We start from the raw sequence: 17618 nt of genomic DNA, 5'->3' as shown, positions 1-17618 counted from the left end.
ATTGAGGGCATGCCCCTTCCCTCCCTGGGAGAGAAGGAGAGCACCACCCTCTTCTGCTTTAATAATTATCTGGATCTGAGGAGAGAAATAAAAACAAACCAAGGTAAGGGAAATGCTATAAACGAGAAACGCCCCCTTCTCCGTGCATCAGAAAAGGGAACGAAAAAGACAAGATTATCCGGAAATTAATTTATTTTTTTCTAATCGGGATATCGCCTGTTTAGGCAGAAGAATCCAATAATGGCCATGGTTTTTCATATGTCCGGCAATTAGGGTCGCTTTTTCACCCCCACCCCAAAAAACATCACCCCGTACTTTACCCCGTATTGCACCGCCGGTATCCTGAGCAATCATTAATCGCCGCATGGGCTTATTCTCATTAGGGTTTGAGCTGTCAGGACGTGTAGTCGTGAGCCAAAGAGGTGCGCCCATAGGAACCCATTGTTTATCAACAGCCAAAGAATAACCTGGAGTTAAAGCCACGCCTTGAGATCCGAGAGCAACCCCGTAAGCCAATTTACGGAAAAAAACAAAAGATTTATTTTTATTTATTATTTTATCCATTTGCTTAGGATGAGCTTCCAAATAACTTTTTATTGCTTGCATGGACGCATTATCTTTGGTCATAACTCCCTTTTTGATTAAAACTCCAGCAATAGCGGTATATGGAGCCCCATTTTGTGCATCATATCCTACATAAATATTTTCACCATTCTCAAGCTCAATAACCCCTGAGCCCTGGATTTCCAAGAATAGGCGATCAATGGGACTATTGATCCACACTAAAACACGTGCTTTATCTTTAAGTGCTCCATTGTTGATTTGTGCACGGGTATAATAGGGTACGAGTTTTTTACCTTCTAGCCGACCCACGATACGACGGTTCTTTAAATCTTTAAAAAAAGTACCTAAGTCTGCAGTCAACAAATCATCAGGTGTTTCATAAAGAGGAACATTAAATTCTTCTGATTTGGTATAGCTGCCTCTTAGCACGGGAACATAATAACCAGTGAATAAGCCCGGTTTTTCACCAGTATCAGTAAACTCCACTGGGATAAACCATTCTTCAAAAAATTTTTTCGCTTCTTTTTCAGAATCGGGAGAAATTTTTAAAGCCGCAATACAGGCTGGTTGCCAGTCTTTTACCTGCAAATTGATATGATCCGTTCCCACAATCTGTTCCGGATTTTGCTTAACAAAAGCACGGCAGGAAGCCTGAAAAGTCTGCAACGATCTTTTAAGATCAGCAGATTTCCAACCTGGTAAGCGCGCAAAATCAGCTTGCCTGAACAGGGTTGATGGTTTTTTCACTGGCCAAAACAACCATGCCGAAATACTCAAGGCAATCAAGGCTAAAATAGTTGTGATAGAGATTATTTTCGTTTTCATAAGCGGACAATTTTTACACGTTATGGAATATTTTGCAACGCCGGGTGACAAAATTTAAACATTTGGACTGAATAAAAGTCCATTACCCAGTGAACACATCATATACGTAAACAAATGATATTAAACGTTTTTTAAGAAACTCACAAATATATGAGGTATATCAGCTCCCCAACCTAAAAAAATTAATGTATTCTTAAAACGAGTTGATTTAGGGCATTAATATAAGCAAAAAATCCTCTTGCATCAGGTGTCGAAATTTGAAAAAACCCGGGTTTTTTAGTCGTTTTGGATAACACTTCCTGCAATTGTTGACTTAATTTTAATCCATAAGCAGAATCGCGCTGATTAAATACCCTCCATATTTCCCGTTCATAAAACCCCAAATCACATCCCAATATTTGCGCCGTTTCCGCAACTTTTTCCCTATTAATGGCTCCAAGAATGTGGCTCATAGTAGCCTGAATCATGACCAACGAATCAAATCGATTTCTCAATTCGTTTAATAAAATTTGTTTTTTGGGGCTTAAGGGGTCATCGGCAAGCGATTCAAGCAAACCGCGGGAATTCCAAAAAAGATTCCCTAAATCGTGTAATTTTTTCTGATCACCTCGTGTGAGAAGTATTTGCTGCAAATTCTCTCCCATATAAGTATAAATTTTTTGAAGGTAACGATTTAACATAGTCCAGACATCAGAACGCCATATGAGATTCGCCACGAGAAAACTTGCCGCAATGCCGATTACTATCCCAGCCAAACGTTGCAATGGAGGTCCCAAATAAACCGGAGGCCCTCCTTTTTGAGCAAGAGAAATGATTACGGCAATGTTTGCCTGTAACCCTATATAGGAATATTGGGGTGACTTGAACATAAAATAAGAAAAGCCCCAAATCGAGAGAAAGAATATTACAATGAAATCAAAGAGGTTCATCTCCAGGAAGAATAAAGGGAATAAAGCAATACCGCCCCCCAGGATACAGCCAAGCAATCGATGAATACTGACACTTTTCATTTCAAAAAGATTTTTGCGAATAGAAATCACAAGACTGCTAATAATTCCGTTAATACCCCCGGGCCAGTTACTTACCATCCAAAACCCCAAAGCCACAATAACAGAAAGCCCGGCTTTAATACTGCGCTTGATTACATCACTATCTGTGCGAATTCGTTCCCGAGTACTCAATATCTGAAATTTTGCTGTCATCTCAAGAGGGATATTGCTTAACAAGGAACGCATCAAGAGGAGATTTTGATTTACATGATGCAAAAAATGGATAAACGCATAGGCAAAATTACTCTTGAAAACGGACTGTTCTTTTTGCATGTCGGTATTTGCTTCCAAATACAAATGAGACCCGGATACACTGTCGTCTTTTTGCATTTGGATCACATGGTGTTCCAGTCCCACAAGAAGATCCTTTGTTTTTAATTCTGAAAGAATATCTGCTTGTTTAAAAAAAGCCGTCTGTAACTGGAGCAAATCCTCTCGGATCGCATGCAGTACTTGGTGTATGGGTAATGACTGCAACATTTTGAAATCGATCTCTTGTGGGGAAATTAAAAGTAAATAGTGTACTTGGCGTGAACAATCATAAAAAATATCCAATAAAGCACGCACCTGGTCAATTCTTGACTTGGAAACTCCCAATTCATGGTTCATTGCTCCAATAAGTTCTACTGCTTTACGTATTTTCTTTTTTATCTTTAAATTGTTTTGGGCTAACACATCCAAATCAGGTTTAGCCTTGCATAGCATGTTAAGTTGGGTAAACTCATCAGAAAAATCAGTAAAAATCTCATGAAGCTGAAAAGTGATATTGTTCTTTAAATGATTTGGAAAAATAAAATAGGCACTGAGAGCCGATACCAATACGCCTATTCCGATCTCAACAGGCCTCCAAATAGCGACAAAAAAAGCATTTTGTGGATTCATAGCAACCTGAGAAATTATAAGAAAAGCACAAATTGAACCCAATAAATAGCCATATCCATTAGCACTAAAACTGTAATAATACGCACCTATAAAGACGATTGAAAAGCAGGAGAGAAAATAGAGGAAATAACTGTTCACAACCAGCCCTGCGGTATAAAAACCCAAAAAAGCCCCCGCAACAGTGCCAATAATGCGTAACATGGCTTTATTAATGATATTCCCGGTATACAAATTGGACACCACAACTACAGTCATTCCCGACCAAAAAGGTGTTTCCAAATGAAACTTAAATGAAATCAAAACAGCCGCCAAGGCTGCAAATGCAGTCCTTAGGGCAGCTCTATTTTCAACAGTTTGCGGCCAGACCAACACACTTCACCTGTAGGTAATGGTAGTCGCATTGGCACCAATGCGCATTGGGTATTCATCGGTCAAGTCATCAAAATAAATTCGTACTGGAAAACGTTGTGCAATGCGAATCCAATCTTCAGTTGCTTCCAGATAAACCAGGGTGGAAGGAGCAACATTGCCCCGTTGCACCCGATTGATTCCCCAACCAATGCTGTCCACATGTCCATGAAATACTTTCCCGGGATACATATCAACTTTAATTTTTGCCTTGTCCCCAAGATGTATTAGCCGAATGGCGGTTTCACGATAACGGGTAACAACCCACCATTGTTTGGTTTCTATAAAAGCAAATAAACCCTGCCCCACTTTAATGTACTGCCCTACCCGCAGATTAAAATTGGTAATAAGGCCATCCTCAGGGGCAACAAGGGTAGTATGATGCAGACGATAGCTCGCCTCATCCAGCTCTGCCTGAGCAGCTAAAATTTCATTATCATCCAAATTGGTTTGGGCGATTTTAAGTTGCTCCTCCGCCTCCTTGATTGCTGCCATTTGCTCCTTCATTTTATCGGCCAAATTGATTAGAGTTATTTTGGCCATATCGCCTTTCAATTGTAATTTTGAATAGCGCTGATAGTGATCCTGGCTTAAATTCAATTGGATTTGAGTTCTTTTTAAATATTGTTCTGCTTTGATTACATTTGCTTTTTCATTTTCATAATTTAATTTGGCAATATTTAATTTGGCTTTGGCTTGTTGGACGGCATAAGTATAAGGACGAGAATCAATTTCAATGAGCTTATCCCCCTTTTTGACTTTTTGATTTTCTTTAATAAAAATTTTTGTAACTGGCCCAGAAACTAACGAAGCAATATTCACAATATTAGCTGACACATAGGCATCATTTGAACGGGTATCATAATAGGCAAAATAACGATATGCAGCATATCCTGCTAACAACAGCAAAATAACAGTCACTTGCGGCCAATATTTAAATTCAGAAATCATTTTCCAACGCACCAGAAAAACCTCACTGTTAATTCTATCCTTTACAATACAGCCAGGCTTTAAACAGCTCAAGAAAATAATTTTTTATTCGGGAGGTAAATAACGCCAACTGCTCACCCCGAGGGAAATTAAATGTTCCTTCGCAAGACAAGGGATTATTCTTCCTTTCTGGATAAATCGTATTTGTAACACAGGGCCGTAAGCCCCATCTTCAAAAGGTGCAATCGTAATTCTTTGATGATGTGTCGCCGATTTTCTTCCCTTAAAACGGGCAGTCAAACAAGGGAAAATCCCCAAATCTTCAATGAAATATCTGTAGTGGATCCTGTCGCTGGTCAAAGAACATCCCTTTTGAATGAGCAGATCATAGATAACCGCATTTGCAGCATCTGTACGCACTACACAACCCGGATTAAAACTGTGTTGATGCAGCAATTGCAATGCGACACTCTCCATATGGTAGAAGTTTCGATGAGATTCTTCTTGTTTATTTATTGCTTTGTAATACAGTAAAATGTGTTGCATTGAAGTTAATATCAATAAACCAATTACCCCAATAACCAGTAAGGTTATTAATAAAATAAATCCTTTATTCTTCATGAACCCCGTACCACTACTTTAATCTCTTGTGTTTTGTCCTCGTCAAGGTCCAGGATAATTTCAAGGAATTGTTTCTCTTTTATGCGCCTGTTTCGAATATGCATGAAATGGATTAAAGGCGTTACTTCTTCTGCTTTCACCCTTTGATAATGCAGGGTATTTTCATGGGAAGTGTTTTTCCTAATTAACCATTTTTCCTCAAGATATTCCCCAATATAAGTGCCCTTGCCATAGGAAAATAGGAGCGGTTTGCTCAATGTAATAAGAGAATTCCCAGCATGTTCTTCTATATTCACAACTTCCTGAATTTCAGCATGTTCACAATCAGCAATAAGTACAAGCCGCTGGCGATGAAAGCTTCCTTGATTTTGAACCAATACCTTTGTTGCATCCCGGATTTTGACTATTTTTGCAAAATACTCAGTCATGCGATTTATCTCAATGTAGGGGTGGGGTTGATTTCCTGTCTGCAGGGCATAAATTCGATGACGGGGATTTCTTCGATCCACAACGTGCAAGCGATCAATACTTAAACAGGGAGTAAAACCTGCGCGTCGAATGCTGTCGCTTAGCAAATCAATCGCCCATTGCACATCGAAGCGCATTGTCAAAATTTTTTCAATTTCCATGTATTGACGTTTACTAATTAAATACAGCTGGACTAGAACGGTGATCATCACACTCGTCAAAAACAAGCTAATCAAAATCTCAGTCAAACTGATGCCGGCTTGCTTTTTCATTCCATATAACCAATAGGTCTCCGATTACGCGTTAATGATCCCGGTTGTTCAAGCCAGGCAAGGTGAATCAGTATTTGCTCCCTTTTATTTTGTATTTCCAAGTGATAGGGTAAAGGAGCAGAGGGTAATTTGGGAGCCTGCGCTAATAAGGCTTCTTCGATTTGATCGATGAACTGGGAAGCTTCCATTCGCAGAATCACTTGATTTAGTAAATGTTTGCTTTGATATTGTTGTTGAAATAAAGAAAAGAACAACGTTGTTACGAACAATAAAGACACCAATACTTCAGTAAGGGAAAATCCCTTTTGCCATCTCATATTCCATTTTCCTGTGGTTGGTTTGCCGCCCAAAGGTTAGCGCTGTGCCAATTAAAATGCAAGAACTGACTGATTTTTCTTGATTTTGTAATGAGCCAAAGAACATCAGTTGAGTCAACTATTAACCCTAGTGTATTGTTTATGGGCGTCATTATATTTAGAATACCCCTGAATCAAAAATTTACCCGTCTAAAATTTAAAGGAAACAACAATGTATGCTTATTTCGTCAAAGGCTGGACAGTGGGTCATGTATTGACCCGTTTGGTATTAAGGGAAATTACAAGTATTCCGGGAATAATTCTCGATCTTGCTTTAGCTATTTTCTGGGTTCCTAATTATACCTCTTATTGGGCTGAAAACAGTGCATACATTGATTATGCTGACGGCACTCGGCATCATGGAGTAATGCGTGGGATATTTGGTTGGATAGGTGAATTTTTAGGATTTATAATTGGTTCGTTTGTAGGAGCCCTTATTGGTACCGCTCTATTTGTCCCGGATTTATTGCTCCAAGGAGTGATTTTTCTCTCAAGGAAATGCGAAAGCTCAATTGAGGATTTTGTAAAATTTATATGCAAAACTCCCTTTTTCGGATCTATCTCTGACTCACCAAAAAATTATTCTCAAAAATCTTGGATTCTGGGTACCGCTATTATCGGTATGACGCTAGCCGCCATACCTTACACTTTGGCCAAAATAATTGAATTCTTTTTCCCATTTTTGCCTTTATCCAAGCCCATTTTATCTGTCAGTGCTGCTATAGGGGGAGTTTTGGGATGGTTTGTGGGAGTATTTATCTATCCCCCAGTCTATTTTTTTAAAAAATGCGTTGATTTGATTGAAATAGCCAGAGACACTGTGAGAGATGGTGTTGCTCTTATTTATGCAAAATCAGGTCAAGTCCCCGTTAACCCCGATAATCAACCTAGCGACTGCTGTATACCAGCAGAGGCAATTCATTCCGATGAATTTTACGATAAGGTGGAGCATTATCAACAAACATCATGGGCAAGGCTTATTTTTGGCCCATTGAAAGGAGAAGCTTCTTTAGCCCCAGAACAAGCCTCAGACTCTAGTGAGCAGTTGCTAGACCCTTTTACTCTTGAGTCTTTAGGAGTAGATGGTGTCTCTACGGTTATTGATCCTCACGGGCATACATTTAATAACTATAAGGGAACTTCAAAACAAGGCATTCATTTCTGGTTACAAACGCATCATAAATGCCCTCTGAACAACGAGAATCTTACAGAAGCAGATTTAGTACCAAACCGTGCCTTTGATGAGCTGAATGCAAAGATGCATTAGTCGCATTAGTACCGAGTGTCACCAAACACTCGGTACCCCCATAAGTTATTCCTAGGGGCATCACCCGAACCAGTTTAAAACAATGAGCTCGTGACAGAAGCCTAAAGCTTGGATAATATTAAAAAATTTAAATTAGGGAAAATTTATGGCAGTAAACTTTCAACAATTACCTCATTCAGGCATCCGTTCGTTAATTCCATACAAACCAGGAAAATCAATTGAAGAATTAGCGCGGGAAAAAGGGATTAAGAGCAATGATATTATCAAAATGGCCAGCAATGAGAACCCCCTGGGTTGTAGTCCTTTAGCACTGGCTGAATTAAAAAATATCTCCCCCCATCTTCTGGCCACTTATCCCTCGCCCATCAACCACCCCTTGATGTCCAAATTGGCCAATAAGCTGAAAATTGACGCAGAACAGCTGTTTTTAAGTAATGGTTCGGACTATATCTACACGATCCTTCTTAACTGTTTTGTTCTGCATCAGGATAAACACATAATAACTCATGAATATGCATTTAGTACCTATGCGATCCAAGCACAAACATTGAATATTCCAGTGCATACTGTCGCAGATAATCCGAATTGGCAGGTTAATATAGACAGTTTGATTCGGGCATGTAATTTAAAAACTGGAATTATTTTTCTTGCAAATCCCAATAATCCTACAGGCATCCTCATCAATCCCAAAGAAATAAAACGATTACTGGAAAATATTCCTGAAAGTACTTTATTAGTGATTGATGAAGCCTACTATGAGTATGCTGCAACCCAACTCAATTGCAACAGTATTGATTGGTTAGCCGAGCATCCCAATTTGGTTATCACACGAACTTTTTCAAAAATATATGGTTTAGCCGGGATTCGTTTGGGATATGCCATATCCCATCCTTCAATCATTGAGCTCATGCGTCGCATACAACTTCCCTTTATGGTCAATCAAGTAGCATTAACTACTGCCCATGCTGCCCTGGAAGATGAAGAGTTCATCCAACAAAGTTTACAGCTCAACTCTGAGGGAATGAGACAAATTCAGGCGGGATTTACCGAGCTAAATCTCCCTTATCTTCCCTCAGCGTGTAATTTTTTAACCTTTGACTGTAAGCAAGACGGCATCTCACTCTATAACTATCTTTTAGATAGAGGTATTATAGTGAGGCCTCTCCATCCCTATAAAATGAATAATTATCTTCGAGTAACTGTTGGAACTAAAGAGCAGAACAATCGATTTCTTGATGAGTTGAGTAATTACTACAAGTAAGGAAATAAAATGACCAGTGATTTAAGCACCAAACATTGTGAATCATGTGAAGGCATTGGAGCTGCATTAAATGCAGAACAAATTAAGAATTTAATGCCGCAATTGAATGAAAATTGGAAAGTCAGCATCGATAATCGCATTATCAAACGGAGTTTATCGTTTAAAGATTTTTATGAAACTATGGCATTTGTAAATGCATTGGCATGGATAGCTAATACTGAAAACCATCATCCCGATTTGGAGGTTGGTTATAATTATTGTCATGTGAGTTTTATGACTCATGCACTCAATGGTTTAAGCCATAATGATTTCATTTGTGCAGCAAAAATGGATAAGTTATTAGAGAATTAAAGAGTGAGAAATATAGCCTGGTTGCTTGCAACCAGGCTTTATCCCAGACAGTCAGGCTACCTGGCCAAAATTTTTCAAAAAAAAAGCAATAAAAATTTATACCGAAGTACCACTCAACAAAGGGCAACCTGCGATTTCTAGCACCAATCTCAGTAACGCATCACCACTTTCTCTTCACCCAAAAGATTAGCCAAATGTCCAAGTAACTCATCGCTAGGCATAACCTGCCATTGGGGCGCCAAACTCAACTGTGCACGAGCATATTCATTGCTGTAAGAAAATTGAACGGAACAACGTCCTGTATAAGATTTCAATAATGACTGGATAGAACTTAAAATTTCCTGATTTCCTGAATGCAACCTCAATTCAAGACATCGAGCAAATTTAGTTCTCGCTGTAGGTACATCATAGAGTTGACTGGCAGTCATTTTCACGCCGCCGTTATAATCATCATGCGCTACTTCACCCTCAATTACCAACATATCCCCTGTAGATAAAGCAGCTCCTGAAGACTCAAAAAGCTCACCAAATACCACGACATCCAGTCGTGCTGTAGAATCATCCATCCCCAGAATTACAAGCTTCTTGCCGCGTTTGGTAACGATCTTGCGAATTCCGACAATTTGCGCACAAATAAGGGCTTTTTTATGCTGAGATGGATTTAATTGGCTGATTGATACAATGAAATCGCCAAACTCACGACGATATTGATCGGCAGGATGTCCTGTTAAATAAAATCCCAAAACCTCGCGTTCACCTTCCAAACGTTGGGACTCAGACCAAGGCTTACAGCTAACATAATCCTGCACATGATTCTCGTCTTCCAACAAAGAAAACAAATCAAATTGCCCACTGGACTGATTTTGGTGTTCCTTCTCCGCTATCTTTAATGCTTTTTCCAAGGAAGCAGTCAGAATCGCACGTTCCACTTTCCAATCATCAAAGGCACCACTTTTAATCAGGGCCTCTAAGACCCTCCGATTCACCTTGCGCAGATCAAGTCGTTGGCAAAAGCTAAACAGATCCGTAAATTTTCCTCCTGCATCCCGCGCATCGGTGATGCAATCAATAGCAGACTCCCCTACTCCTTTTATGGCTCCAAGCCCATAAATAATGGTGGTATCATCGGTGACCGTAAAGGGATACATGGATTGATTGATGGATGGAGGCAAAATCTTCAATTTCATATGGGCGCATTCATCGATAAAAGTAACCACTTTATCTGTGTTATCCATATCAGAGGACATAACCGCAGCCATAAATGCCGCAGGATAATGTGCTTTTAGCCAAGCGGTTTGATAAGCAACCAGGGCATAAGCTGCAGAATGCGATTTATTAAATCCATAACCTGCGAATTTTTCCATCAAGTCAAAGATGTGGGTTGCAACTTTTTCATCTACACCCCGCGCAGTGGCGCCTTGGGTAAAAATTTCCCGTTGTTTTGCCATTTCTTCGGGCTTTTTCTTTCCCATAGCCCGACGCAATAAATCAGCTGCGCCTAAAGTATAATTAGCCAATACCTGCGCAATTTGCATAACTTGCTCTTGATACAGGATAACACCGTAGGTGGGCTTTAAAATGGGCTCCAAATCGGGATGGGGATAATCAACAGCCGCACGGCCATGCTTGCGATCAATGAAGTCATCTACCATTCCCGATTGCAGTGGACCCGGTCTAAATAACGCTACTAAAGCGATGATGTCTTCAAAGCAATCCGGCTGCAAGCGATTGATCAACTCTTTCATTCCGCGAGATTCAAGCTGAAATACCGCAGTTGTTTTACAGGCCTTTAACAAATCAAATGTTGCCGCATCATCCGTAGGTATCTGGCTGATATCAATTGGAGGCAAGCCCTCAAGAGCCCTTTTTTTATTTACAGTAGCCAATGCCCAATCGATAATTGTCAGCGTACGCAAGCCCAAAAAGTCAAATTTGACCAGACCCGCTGCTTCAACATCATCTTTATCAAATTGGCTGACTATTTGCGTGGATCCCTCTTCACAATAAATTGCCGTAAAGTCAGTTAGCTGTGAGGGTGCGATAACTACCCCTCCGGCATGTTTCCCCGCATTTCGAGTAATTCCTTCCAATTTTAAGGCCAAATCAATAAGTTCTTTAACTTCCTCTTCTTCTGTATATCGGCGTTTGAGTTCCTCTTCTTGTTCCAATGCCTTATTTAAAGTAATACCTATTTCAAAAGGAATTAATTTTGCTAATTTATCGACAAAGCCATAAGGATGCCCTAACACCCGCCCCACATCACGTACAACTGCTTTCGCAGCCATAGTACCAAAGGTAATAATTTGGGAAACACTTTGCCTGCCGTATTTCTCGGCCACGTAGTCAATGACTCGATCGCGGCCTTCCATGCAAAAATCGATATCAAAGTCAGGCATGGACACCCGTTCTGGATTTAAGAAACGCTCAAAAAGCAATTCATACTCTAAAGGATCCAGATCGGTAATTTTTAAAGCATAAGCAACCAGGGATCCCGCACCTGAACCCCGTCCAGGCCCGACAGGTACCCCATTTTTTTTTGCCCACTGAATGAAATCTGCCACAATCAAAAAGTAGCCGGCAAACCCCATGTTGTTAATCACGTCCAATTCAACTTGCAGACGCTTGTCGTATTCATCTCGCGATGCCTGTATTTCCTCAGGAGATTTAAATATTTGTACTAGGCGTTCCTCCAAACCAACCTGGGATAAATGGGAGAGATAATTTTCAACGGTGGATCCAGCGGGTATAGGAAAGTTAGGTAAGTAATTGTTTCCCAAATCCAGTTTTACAGTGCATCGTTTACTGATTTCAACTGTATTTTCTACTGCAGAGGGCAAATCAGCAAATAAAGCAACCATTTCATCAGCTGATCGTAAATACTGTTGGGCACTGTATTTTTGCGATCTTCTGGGATCAGCTAATGTATATCCTTCATGAATGCAAACCCGGGCCTCATGAGCTTCAAAATCTTCCTTATCCAGAAAACGTACATCATTGGTTGCTACAAGCGGTAATTGCAGCTCATCGGCTAAAGCAATTAACTTTTCATTATAGCGGGTTTCATCAGGCCGCCCTGTTCGCTGAATTTCCAAATAAAATCGACTAGGAAACAGTTTTTGCCAATATAACGCTCTGCTTTTGGCTAAATCATCATCATTTGCTAACAAGGCTTGGCCAATATCACCTAATCTTCCCCCTGACAATGCAATAAGACCTGCTGAATACTCATGAATCCAGTGATTTTGTATTCTGGGTTGCCCTAGATGTTGCCCTTCCTGGTAAGCTTTGGAAATGAGGCAGGTCAGGTTTTTATAACCTTCTGAATTAAGGCATAAAAGAACCATTGAAAAAACACGTTCAGGCTGTTCGGGATCATGACAAGGTAAATCACTGCCTATAATGGGTTTTATTCCTGCATCAACTGCTGTTTTATAATGCTTTACTGCAGCAAACAAATTGCAATAATCAGTTACTGCCACAGCACACATTCCCCGAGAGGGCAAAACTTTCATTAATGGCTTCACCCGAACCAGGCCATCAACTAAAGAAAATTCACTATGGACGCGTAAATGAACAAAACGTTGTTGCATAAAGAAATGAACTCATTAAGCTTAATTGATGAACTTTAACCTAAATCAGGGCTTTTGCCTACCTGCATTAAGATGATCCATGACCGCCAATACATTTAATATCCCCTGCTTTAATCCGGTATTAAACTTGTGATTGGTGGGGATCAAAGGCATCCCTGACCGCATCTGCAAACAAGTTTATTGCCAGTACCAATAAAAACATAAAAACAAATGCAGCCAGCATAGGCCACCAGATTACGGGATTACGGGCCAACTCCAGACGCGCACTGTTGATCATGTTCCCCCAACTAATGGTCATAGGGGACACGCCTACACCCACATAGGATAGCAACGCCTCAGCCATCACCAGAAAACTAAAATCAAGAACCAGTGTGATTACCACAATATGCATGACATTGGGTAATAAATGCTTGCGGATAATGGTAAACCAGTTAGAACCCAAAGCACGCGCTGCCTGGACATAGTCGACTTCCCGCAATTTCAGGGTCTCAGCACGTAAAAGTCGACATAAATTGGTCCAACTGGTTACTCCAAGAATAAAACAAAGGGCTAAAAGCCGTGCATCTGCGCTCTGCGCCAAAGTGGTAAACTTTTCAGGATGATTGCTGATATAAATTTGTAAGGACAAAACAGAAGCAGTAATCAATAAAACACCTGGAATTGAACTTAATGTTGTGTAGGAATACTGAATAATATCATCGGCAATTCCCCCGAAATATCCGGCAATAACCCCCAAAAATAACGCTAAAGGGAGCATAAATAAAGTAGTTAAAAGACCAATGACCAGTCCTGTGCGTATGCTCTTGATAGTAAAATAAAAAATGTCCTGGCCTATTTGACCTGTTCCCAAAACATGGAATGTTCGCGACAGCTCATAACCGAGCACGATGAAAAATGTGAGCAGGGTCAAAGTAATTAAAGCACTCCACTGAGTGGAGCTTATGGCAAAGAAAGAATTTAAGCGCCGGGCAAAGCGGATAAATACAAAAAAAATTCCGATCACAATTGCGGCTGACAGACAGCATGCCAAAGCGTACCATATCGTATTTTTGATGAGTTTATTTTTTTCAGCCTCTGTTTTTATGCTTTTGCCTGGATAAATGAGCACGGGGTAAGTTTGTGTCACCACGCCATTAACTAAAGCGGTTTCACTAATAAATTGCCTTAAAGCCAACGGAGCAGAATAGGTTTTTTCAGAAATTTCATCTATGGGGGCCAAAATCCTATCTAACAAGGTAGGAGATTTTTGAGTTTCGTTTTTAACTAAAGTTAAATGAATGGAATCCAATACTCCAATAGTTATAAAAAACAAAAGGATTATGCCCGCACTTACAGCAATTGGGCGCTGTAAAATTTGGTTAAACGAATGCCTGATATGCTGCTTGCGTAAACCAAGAAGGATAATCAGCACGCTTAAGGCTAATAAAGTGAGAAAACATGTATCAGTCCATAGAAATTCAACAGTCATTTTATTTCCAATTTTAGCGAGATCGAGTAAAGCAAGCGGAAACCCCGTTTATCGCCGCCCCCTTTGCTTTAGGATAATTTCACTCGCGGATCAACCAACATATAAGACAAATCTGTTAAAACCAAACCTACAATGTAAAGAATCGATCCCAAAAAAACCATTGCCCTTACAATTGCAAAATCTTGTTGCTGGATTGCATCAATTGTATAACTTCCCAGCCCGGGCACACCAAAAAAAGACTCAAGGATTAAACTTCCCATAAATAAAGAAGGGATAATCACTACGATTCCCGTTAATATAGGGAGCATCGCATTTTTTAATACGTGTTTGAACATCACCTTTTGTTCGGATAATCCTTTGGCTCGGGCAGTTTTGACGTAATCTTTATGCATTTCTTCTAAAAACAAGGTTCGATACCAACGGCTCCCAGCCCCCAAGCCGCTAAGCACGGCAACTGTAATCGGCAAAATAACAAACTTCACAGCATCAAACCCGCCGTCATAACCTGAAATAGGGACAAGACGCAATAATTTACCGAAAAGATATTGACCGCCAATAATATAAAACAAGCTGGAAATTGACATAAGGACAATACAGATTACGACCCCTGATAAATCAAGATATGTTCCTCTAAAGAATGCCATAGCCATAGCTATTATGATGTTGGTAATTACATCCAATATCAATACCGGCAAGGCAATGGAAAGACTGGGCCACATCCTGTAGGTAATATCTTCACTGATGTCCCTGCCTGAATCAGAAACACCAAAATCAAAAGTAAACAATTTCATCGACTTTTGAAAAAATAAAGTCGATTCTATTTTTTGCAGGCCTTTTTTTTGGTCGTTAAAAAATAAGGGAAAATTATAGCCATGGGAAATTTTCCAATCATCGATAACTTGTTGTTCAACATGTTTCTGTCCCAAATGCATCCGCGCAATGTCATCCGGTGTATTCACCATGAAAAATAAAATGAAGGTAAGAAAGTTTATTCCAAAAAGAATCGGGATTGAGTACAAAACGCGCCGCAGCAAATACTTCATCATGGTATATAAGTCCTTTCTGCAGGTTTTTTTTCCTTCTTGTGATAAGCAATAATTAAAGGAAGAACCAGCATAAAAATAAGTAAAAACAATAAACCTAAAGGCCAAAAAATAGGTTGATTCCAGGCTTGCCTCAATTTGTTTCGTTCCGGAACATTAACCGCCACATACTTTAAGGTTGTAAAAGAAATCGTATTTGGTTTTACCCGTGAAACCCAGGGCTGTGATAAATTAAACTCTTCAGGATGTATTCCCCATATCCAGGGGGCGTCATGCTGGACAATATTTATCATTTTATCTATAAGTTGTTGTCTTTGAGCATCATTTTTCCTATTTTTCATGAGAGTAAAGAGGCGGTCAAATTCAGGATTTTGATAATTGGCAGCATTTTCCCCGCCAAATTTTACTTTGCCATTTTGGCCATACAGTTGAAACAAAAAGTTTTCCGGATCCGGATAATCCGCTACCCATCCCCAACTGAATATTTGTGCATCCCCCGTACGCATTTTTTCTTGAAAACGGTTATATAAAGTTGCACGCACATTTAAATCAATCCCTATCTGGGCAAATTGTTTACGCATCCAGTCAAATAAGGATTTGTCCTCGGGACCACCTGTTGTAGTTACATCATAATGCAAAATCAAATGCTTTCCTGTATGCGGGTCAATTCCATCAGGATACCCTGCTTCAGCCATAAGCTTTTTGGCCTCGCTAATTGGACGCCTTACGGCTTCCCCCTCTTTCCATTGATAAATATAAGGATTCATTCCTTCTTTACCTTGCTTGTAACCAAAAATTCCCGGAGGAATTGGCCCTTGAGCAGCCATACCACGCCCATTATAAAAAATGGCTATATATTCGTCATAGTCTACAGCAATTGAAATAGCCTGCCTTAGCTTAAGGGCCCGCTCACTCTTCCCGCCAACGATGCTATCAAGCATGTTAAAGCCCATATAGAAAGTACTGGCTTGAATAGTCTGACTGAGATACATCTTCTTTTTTTGCATTTCTGGCGTCAGTTCTGCCTTACCGTGCTGATTGATGTGAATGGCTTGATCAAAACTGTCATTACTGATTGCGGCATTATCATAATAACCCTGCAAAAATTTATTCCAGCGAGGAATGGATTCTTTTTCCAGGGTATAAATTGCTTTTTCAATTAGTGGCAACCGTTTTCCCGAATTATCCAGATACCCTGAGGCCCTGTCTTCATCTGAGCCCGTGGCGGGATAATATTCTTCATGATAGTTTGGATTTTTTTGCAGCACCATGCTGCGGTTCGGATTATTTTTTACCAACATAAATGGGCCCGTACCTATTGGATACCAACTTAAGGTAATATTCTTATCCATCATCCCTGGCTGTGAATAAAAGAGATCTGCTTCCCAGGGCACTGGTGAAAAAAAACTCATAGCCAACCAAAATAAAAACTGGGTATATTCCCCTTTTAAAGTAATTTCAAAGGAATAATCATCCAACTTTTTTAGGCCTTTTAAGGGATATTCCCGTAAATCAATGTAGCGATTACCTCCCGGAAGCGTTTTTCCGTATTCTTTAAAACCAACAATATAATCGCTCATTAACCCATAAATAGGTGAACTGACTGCCGGATTTGCCAAACGTTTTATCTGATAGATATAATCATCGACAATCATTTCCCGTGTGCCGGTATATTTAAAATCGGATAATTCCTCAATATCTTCATCGTCCAGATAATCAGAAGTTAAATGATGATAAATGTAGGAGCCCTTCTTATCTTTGGCGAATGCTGGATGGGGTTGATAATAAATTCCTTTCTTGATGGATATGGTATACACACTGTAGGCGGGAGATTCCAAACTCTGGGCAGTCAACGTGTTCCCCTGGGCATCAAGATATCTCAACTGCGGCATATTTGTAGCAATCAAGGGGATTAATTGATACGGCCTTTGCAAATAATCATAGGTCAGCAACGGTTCATAAATTTGGGCAATAAAAAGATACTCATTTAATGAATAAGAAAGTGCGGGGTCTAAAGTTTTGGGCTGCTCGGAAAAGGAAGAATAATAAATATTCTCTTTTGCTTGTTCTTGCGGATAGGGATCATTTAAAACCCAAGGCCAGGCATAAACAACGCCAAAGCTCTTTAAAAAAAGAAGGAGTAGAATAATTCGTTGTATACGATCCAAAAATATATATCCTTATTTAAATAATTGCGCAAAGCAAAAACTCAGATCATTACAAATAAATCATGGGTTTTGCTTTGCCGCCTTGTCTGTGCCCA

General features: G+C 39.9%; 13 protein-coding genes. 3 read left to right on the top strand and 10 right to left on the bottom strand.

Features of this window, described 5'->3' with window-relative positions; all coding sequences use genetic code 11:
• Positions 1–174 precede the first annotated feature (174 nt).
• The 6 genes from mltA to KYQ_RS02835 form a co-directional block, all read right to left on the bottom strand.
• Positions 175–1389, bottom strand: coding sequence for a murein transglycosylase A (mltA, locus tag KYQ_RS02860; protein WP_010654060.1), 1215 nt, complete (start codon positions 1387–1389; stop codon positions 175–177).
• A 182-nt stretch (positions 1390–1571) separates the two neighbouring features.
• Positions 1572–3692, bottom strand: a complete 2121-nt coding sequence (locus KYQ_RS02855; protein WP_010654061.1) for an FUSC family protein — start codon at positions 3690–3692, stop codon at positions 1572–1574.
• A 3-nt stretch (positions 3693–3695) separates the two neighbouring features.
• A complete protein-coding gene (locus KYQ_RS02850; RefSeq protein WP_231294595.1) occupies positions 3696–4691 on the bottom strand; it encodes an HlyD family secretion protein in 996 nt (331 codons plus the stop codon).
• A 72-nt stretch (positions 4692–4763) separates the two neighbouring features.
• Entirely contained in the window at positions 4764–5279 is a 516-nt protein-coding gene (locus KYQ_RS18185) for a hypothetical protein (RefSeq protein ID WP_010654063.1), read from the bottom strand.
• Positions 5276–6019, bottom strand: coding sequence for a PilW family protein (locus KYQ_RS02840; RefSeq protein ID WP_010654064.1), 744 nt, complete (start codon positions 6017–6019; stop codon positions 5276–5278). The genes KYQ_RS18185 and KYQ_RS02840 overlap by 4 nt, the downstream gene beginning before the upstream one ends.
• The gene (locus tag KYQ_RS02835; protein WP_010654065.1) at positions 6016–6336 is read right to left on the bottom strand and encodes a PilW family protein; all 321 of its coding nucleotides are present in this window, start codon (positions 6334–6336) and stop codon (positions 6016–6018) included. The genes KYQ_RS02840 and KYQ_RS02835 overlap by 4 nt, the downstream gene beginning before the upstream one ends.
• Positions 6337–6547: 211 nt before the next feature.
• Here KYQ_RS02835 and KYQ_RS02825 point away from each other — a divergent pair, with 211 nt between their 5' ends.
• The 3 genes from KYQ_RS02825 to KYQ_RS02815 all read left to right on the top strand — a co-directional run bounded on the left by KYQ_RS02825 (position 6548) and on the right by KYQ_RS02815 (position 9254).
• Positions 6548–7642, top strand: a complete 1095-nt coding sequence (locus KYQ_RS02825) for an RING finger protein (RefSeq protein WP_019349630.1) — start codon at positions 6548–6550, stop codon at positions 7640–7642.
• Positions 7643–7787: 145 nt separating this feature from the next.
• Positions 7788–8903, top strand: coding sequence for a histidinol-phosphate transaminase (gene hisC, locus KYQ_RS02820; protein WP_010654067.1), 1116 nt, complete (start codon positions 7788–7790; stop codon positions 8901–8903).
• A gap of 9 nt (positions 8904–8912) precedes the next feature.
• Positions 8913–9254 (top strand): 4a-hydroxytetrahydrobiopterin dehydratase, encoded by a 342-nt coding sequence (locus KYQ_RS02815; protein ID WP_010654068.1) that lies wholly within the window; start codon positions 8913–8915, stop codon positions 9252–9254.
• A 149-nt stretch (positions 9255–9403) separates the two neighbouring features.
• Here the strand turns inward: KYQ_RS02815 and dnaE are convergent, their stop codons facing one another.
• The 4 genes from dnaE to KYQ_RS02790 form a co-directional block, all read right to left on the bottom strand.
• A complete protein-coding gene (gene dnaE, locus KYQ_RS02805; protein ID WP_010654069.1) occupies positions 9404–12844 on the bottom strand; it encodes a DNA polymerase III subunit alpha in 3441 nt (1146 codons plus the stop codon).
• Between the two features lie 121 nt (positions 12845–12965).
• Positions 12966–14312: an ABC transporter permease gene (locus tag KYQ_RS02800; protein WP_010654070.1), complete on the bottom strand. Its 1347-nt coding sequence runs from the start codon at positions 14310–14312 to the stop codon at positions 12966–12968.
• A 68-nt stretch (positions 14313–14380) separates the two neighbouring features.
• The gene (locus KYQ_RS02795) at positions 14381–15358 is read right to left on the bottom strand and encodes an ABC transporter permease (RefSeq protein ID WP_010654071.1); all 978 of its coding nucleotides are present in this window, start codon (positions 15356–15358) and stop codon (positions 14381–14383) included.
• Entirely contained in the window at positions 15355–17523 is a 2169-nt protein-coding gene (locus tag KYQ_RS02790) for an ABC transporter substrate-binding protein (protein ID WP_019349628.1), read from the bottom strand. Before KYQ_RS02790 ends, KYQ_RS02795 begins: the two co-directional genes overlap by 4 nt.
• Positions 17524–17618: the final 95 nt, after the last annotated feature.

The organism is Fluoribacter dumoffii NY 23 (assembly GCF_000236165.1).
Lineage (GTDB): Bacteria > Pseudomonadota > Gammaproteobacteria > Legionellales > Legionellaceae > Legionella > Legionella dumoffii.
The sequence above is the reverse complement of the archived record's forward strand: the minus strand, read 5'-3'. Positions and strand labels throughout refer to the sequence as shown.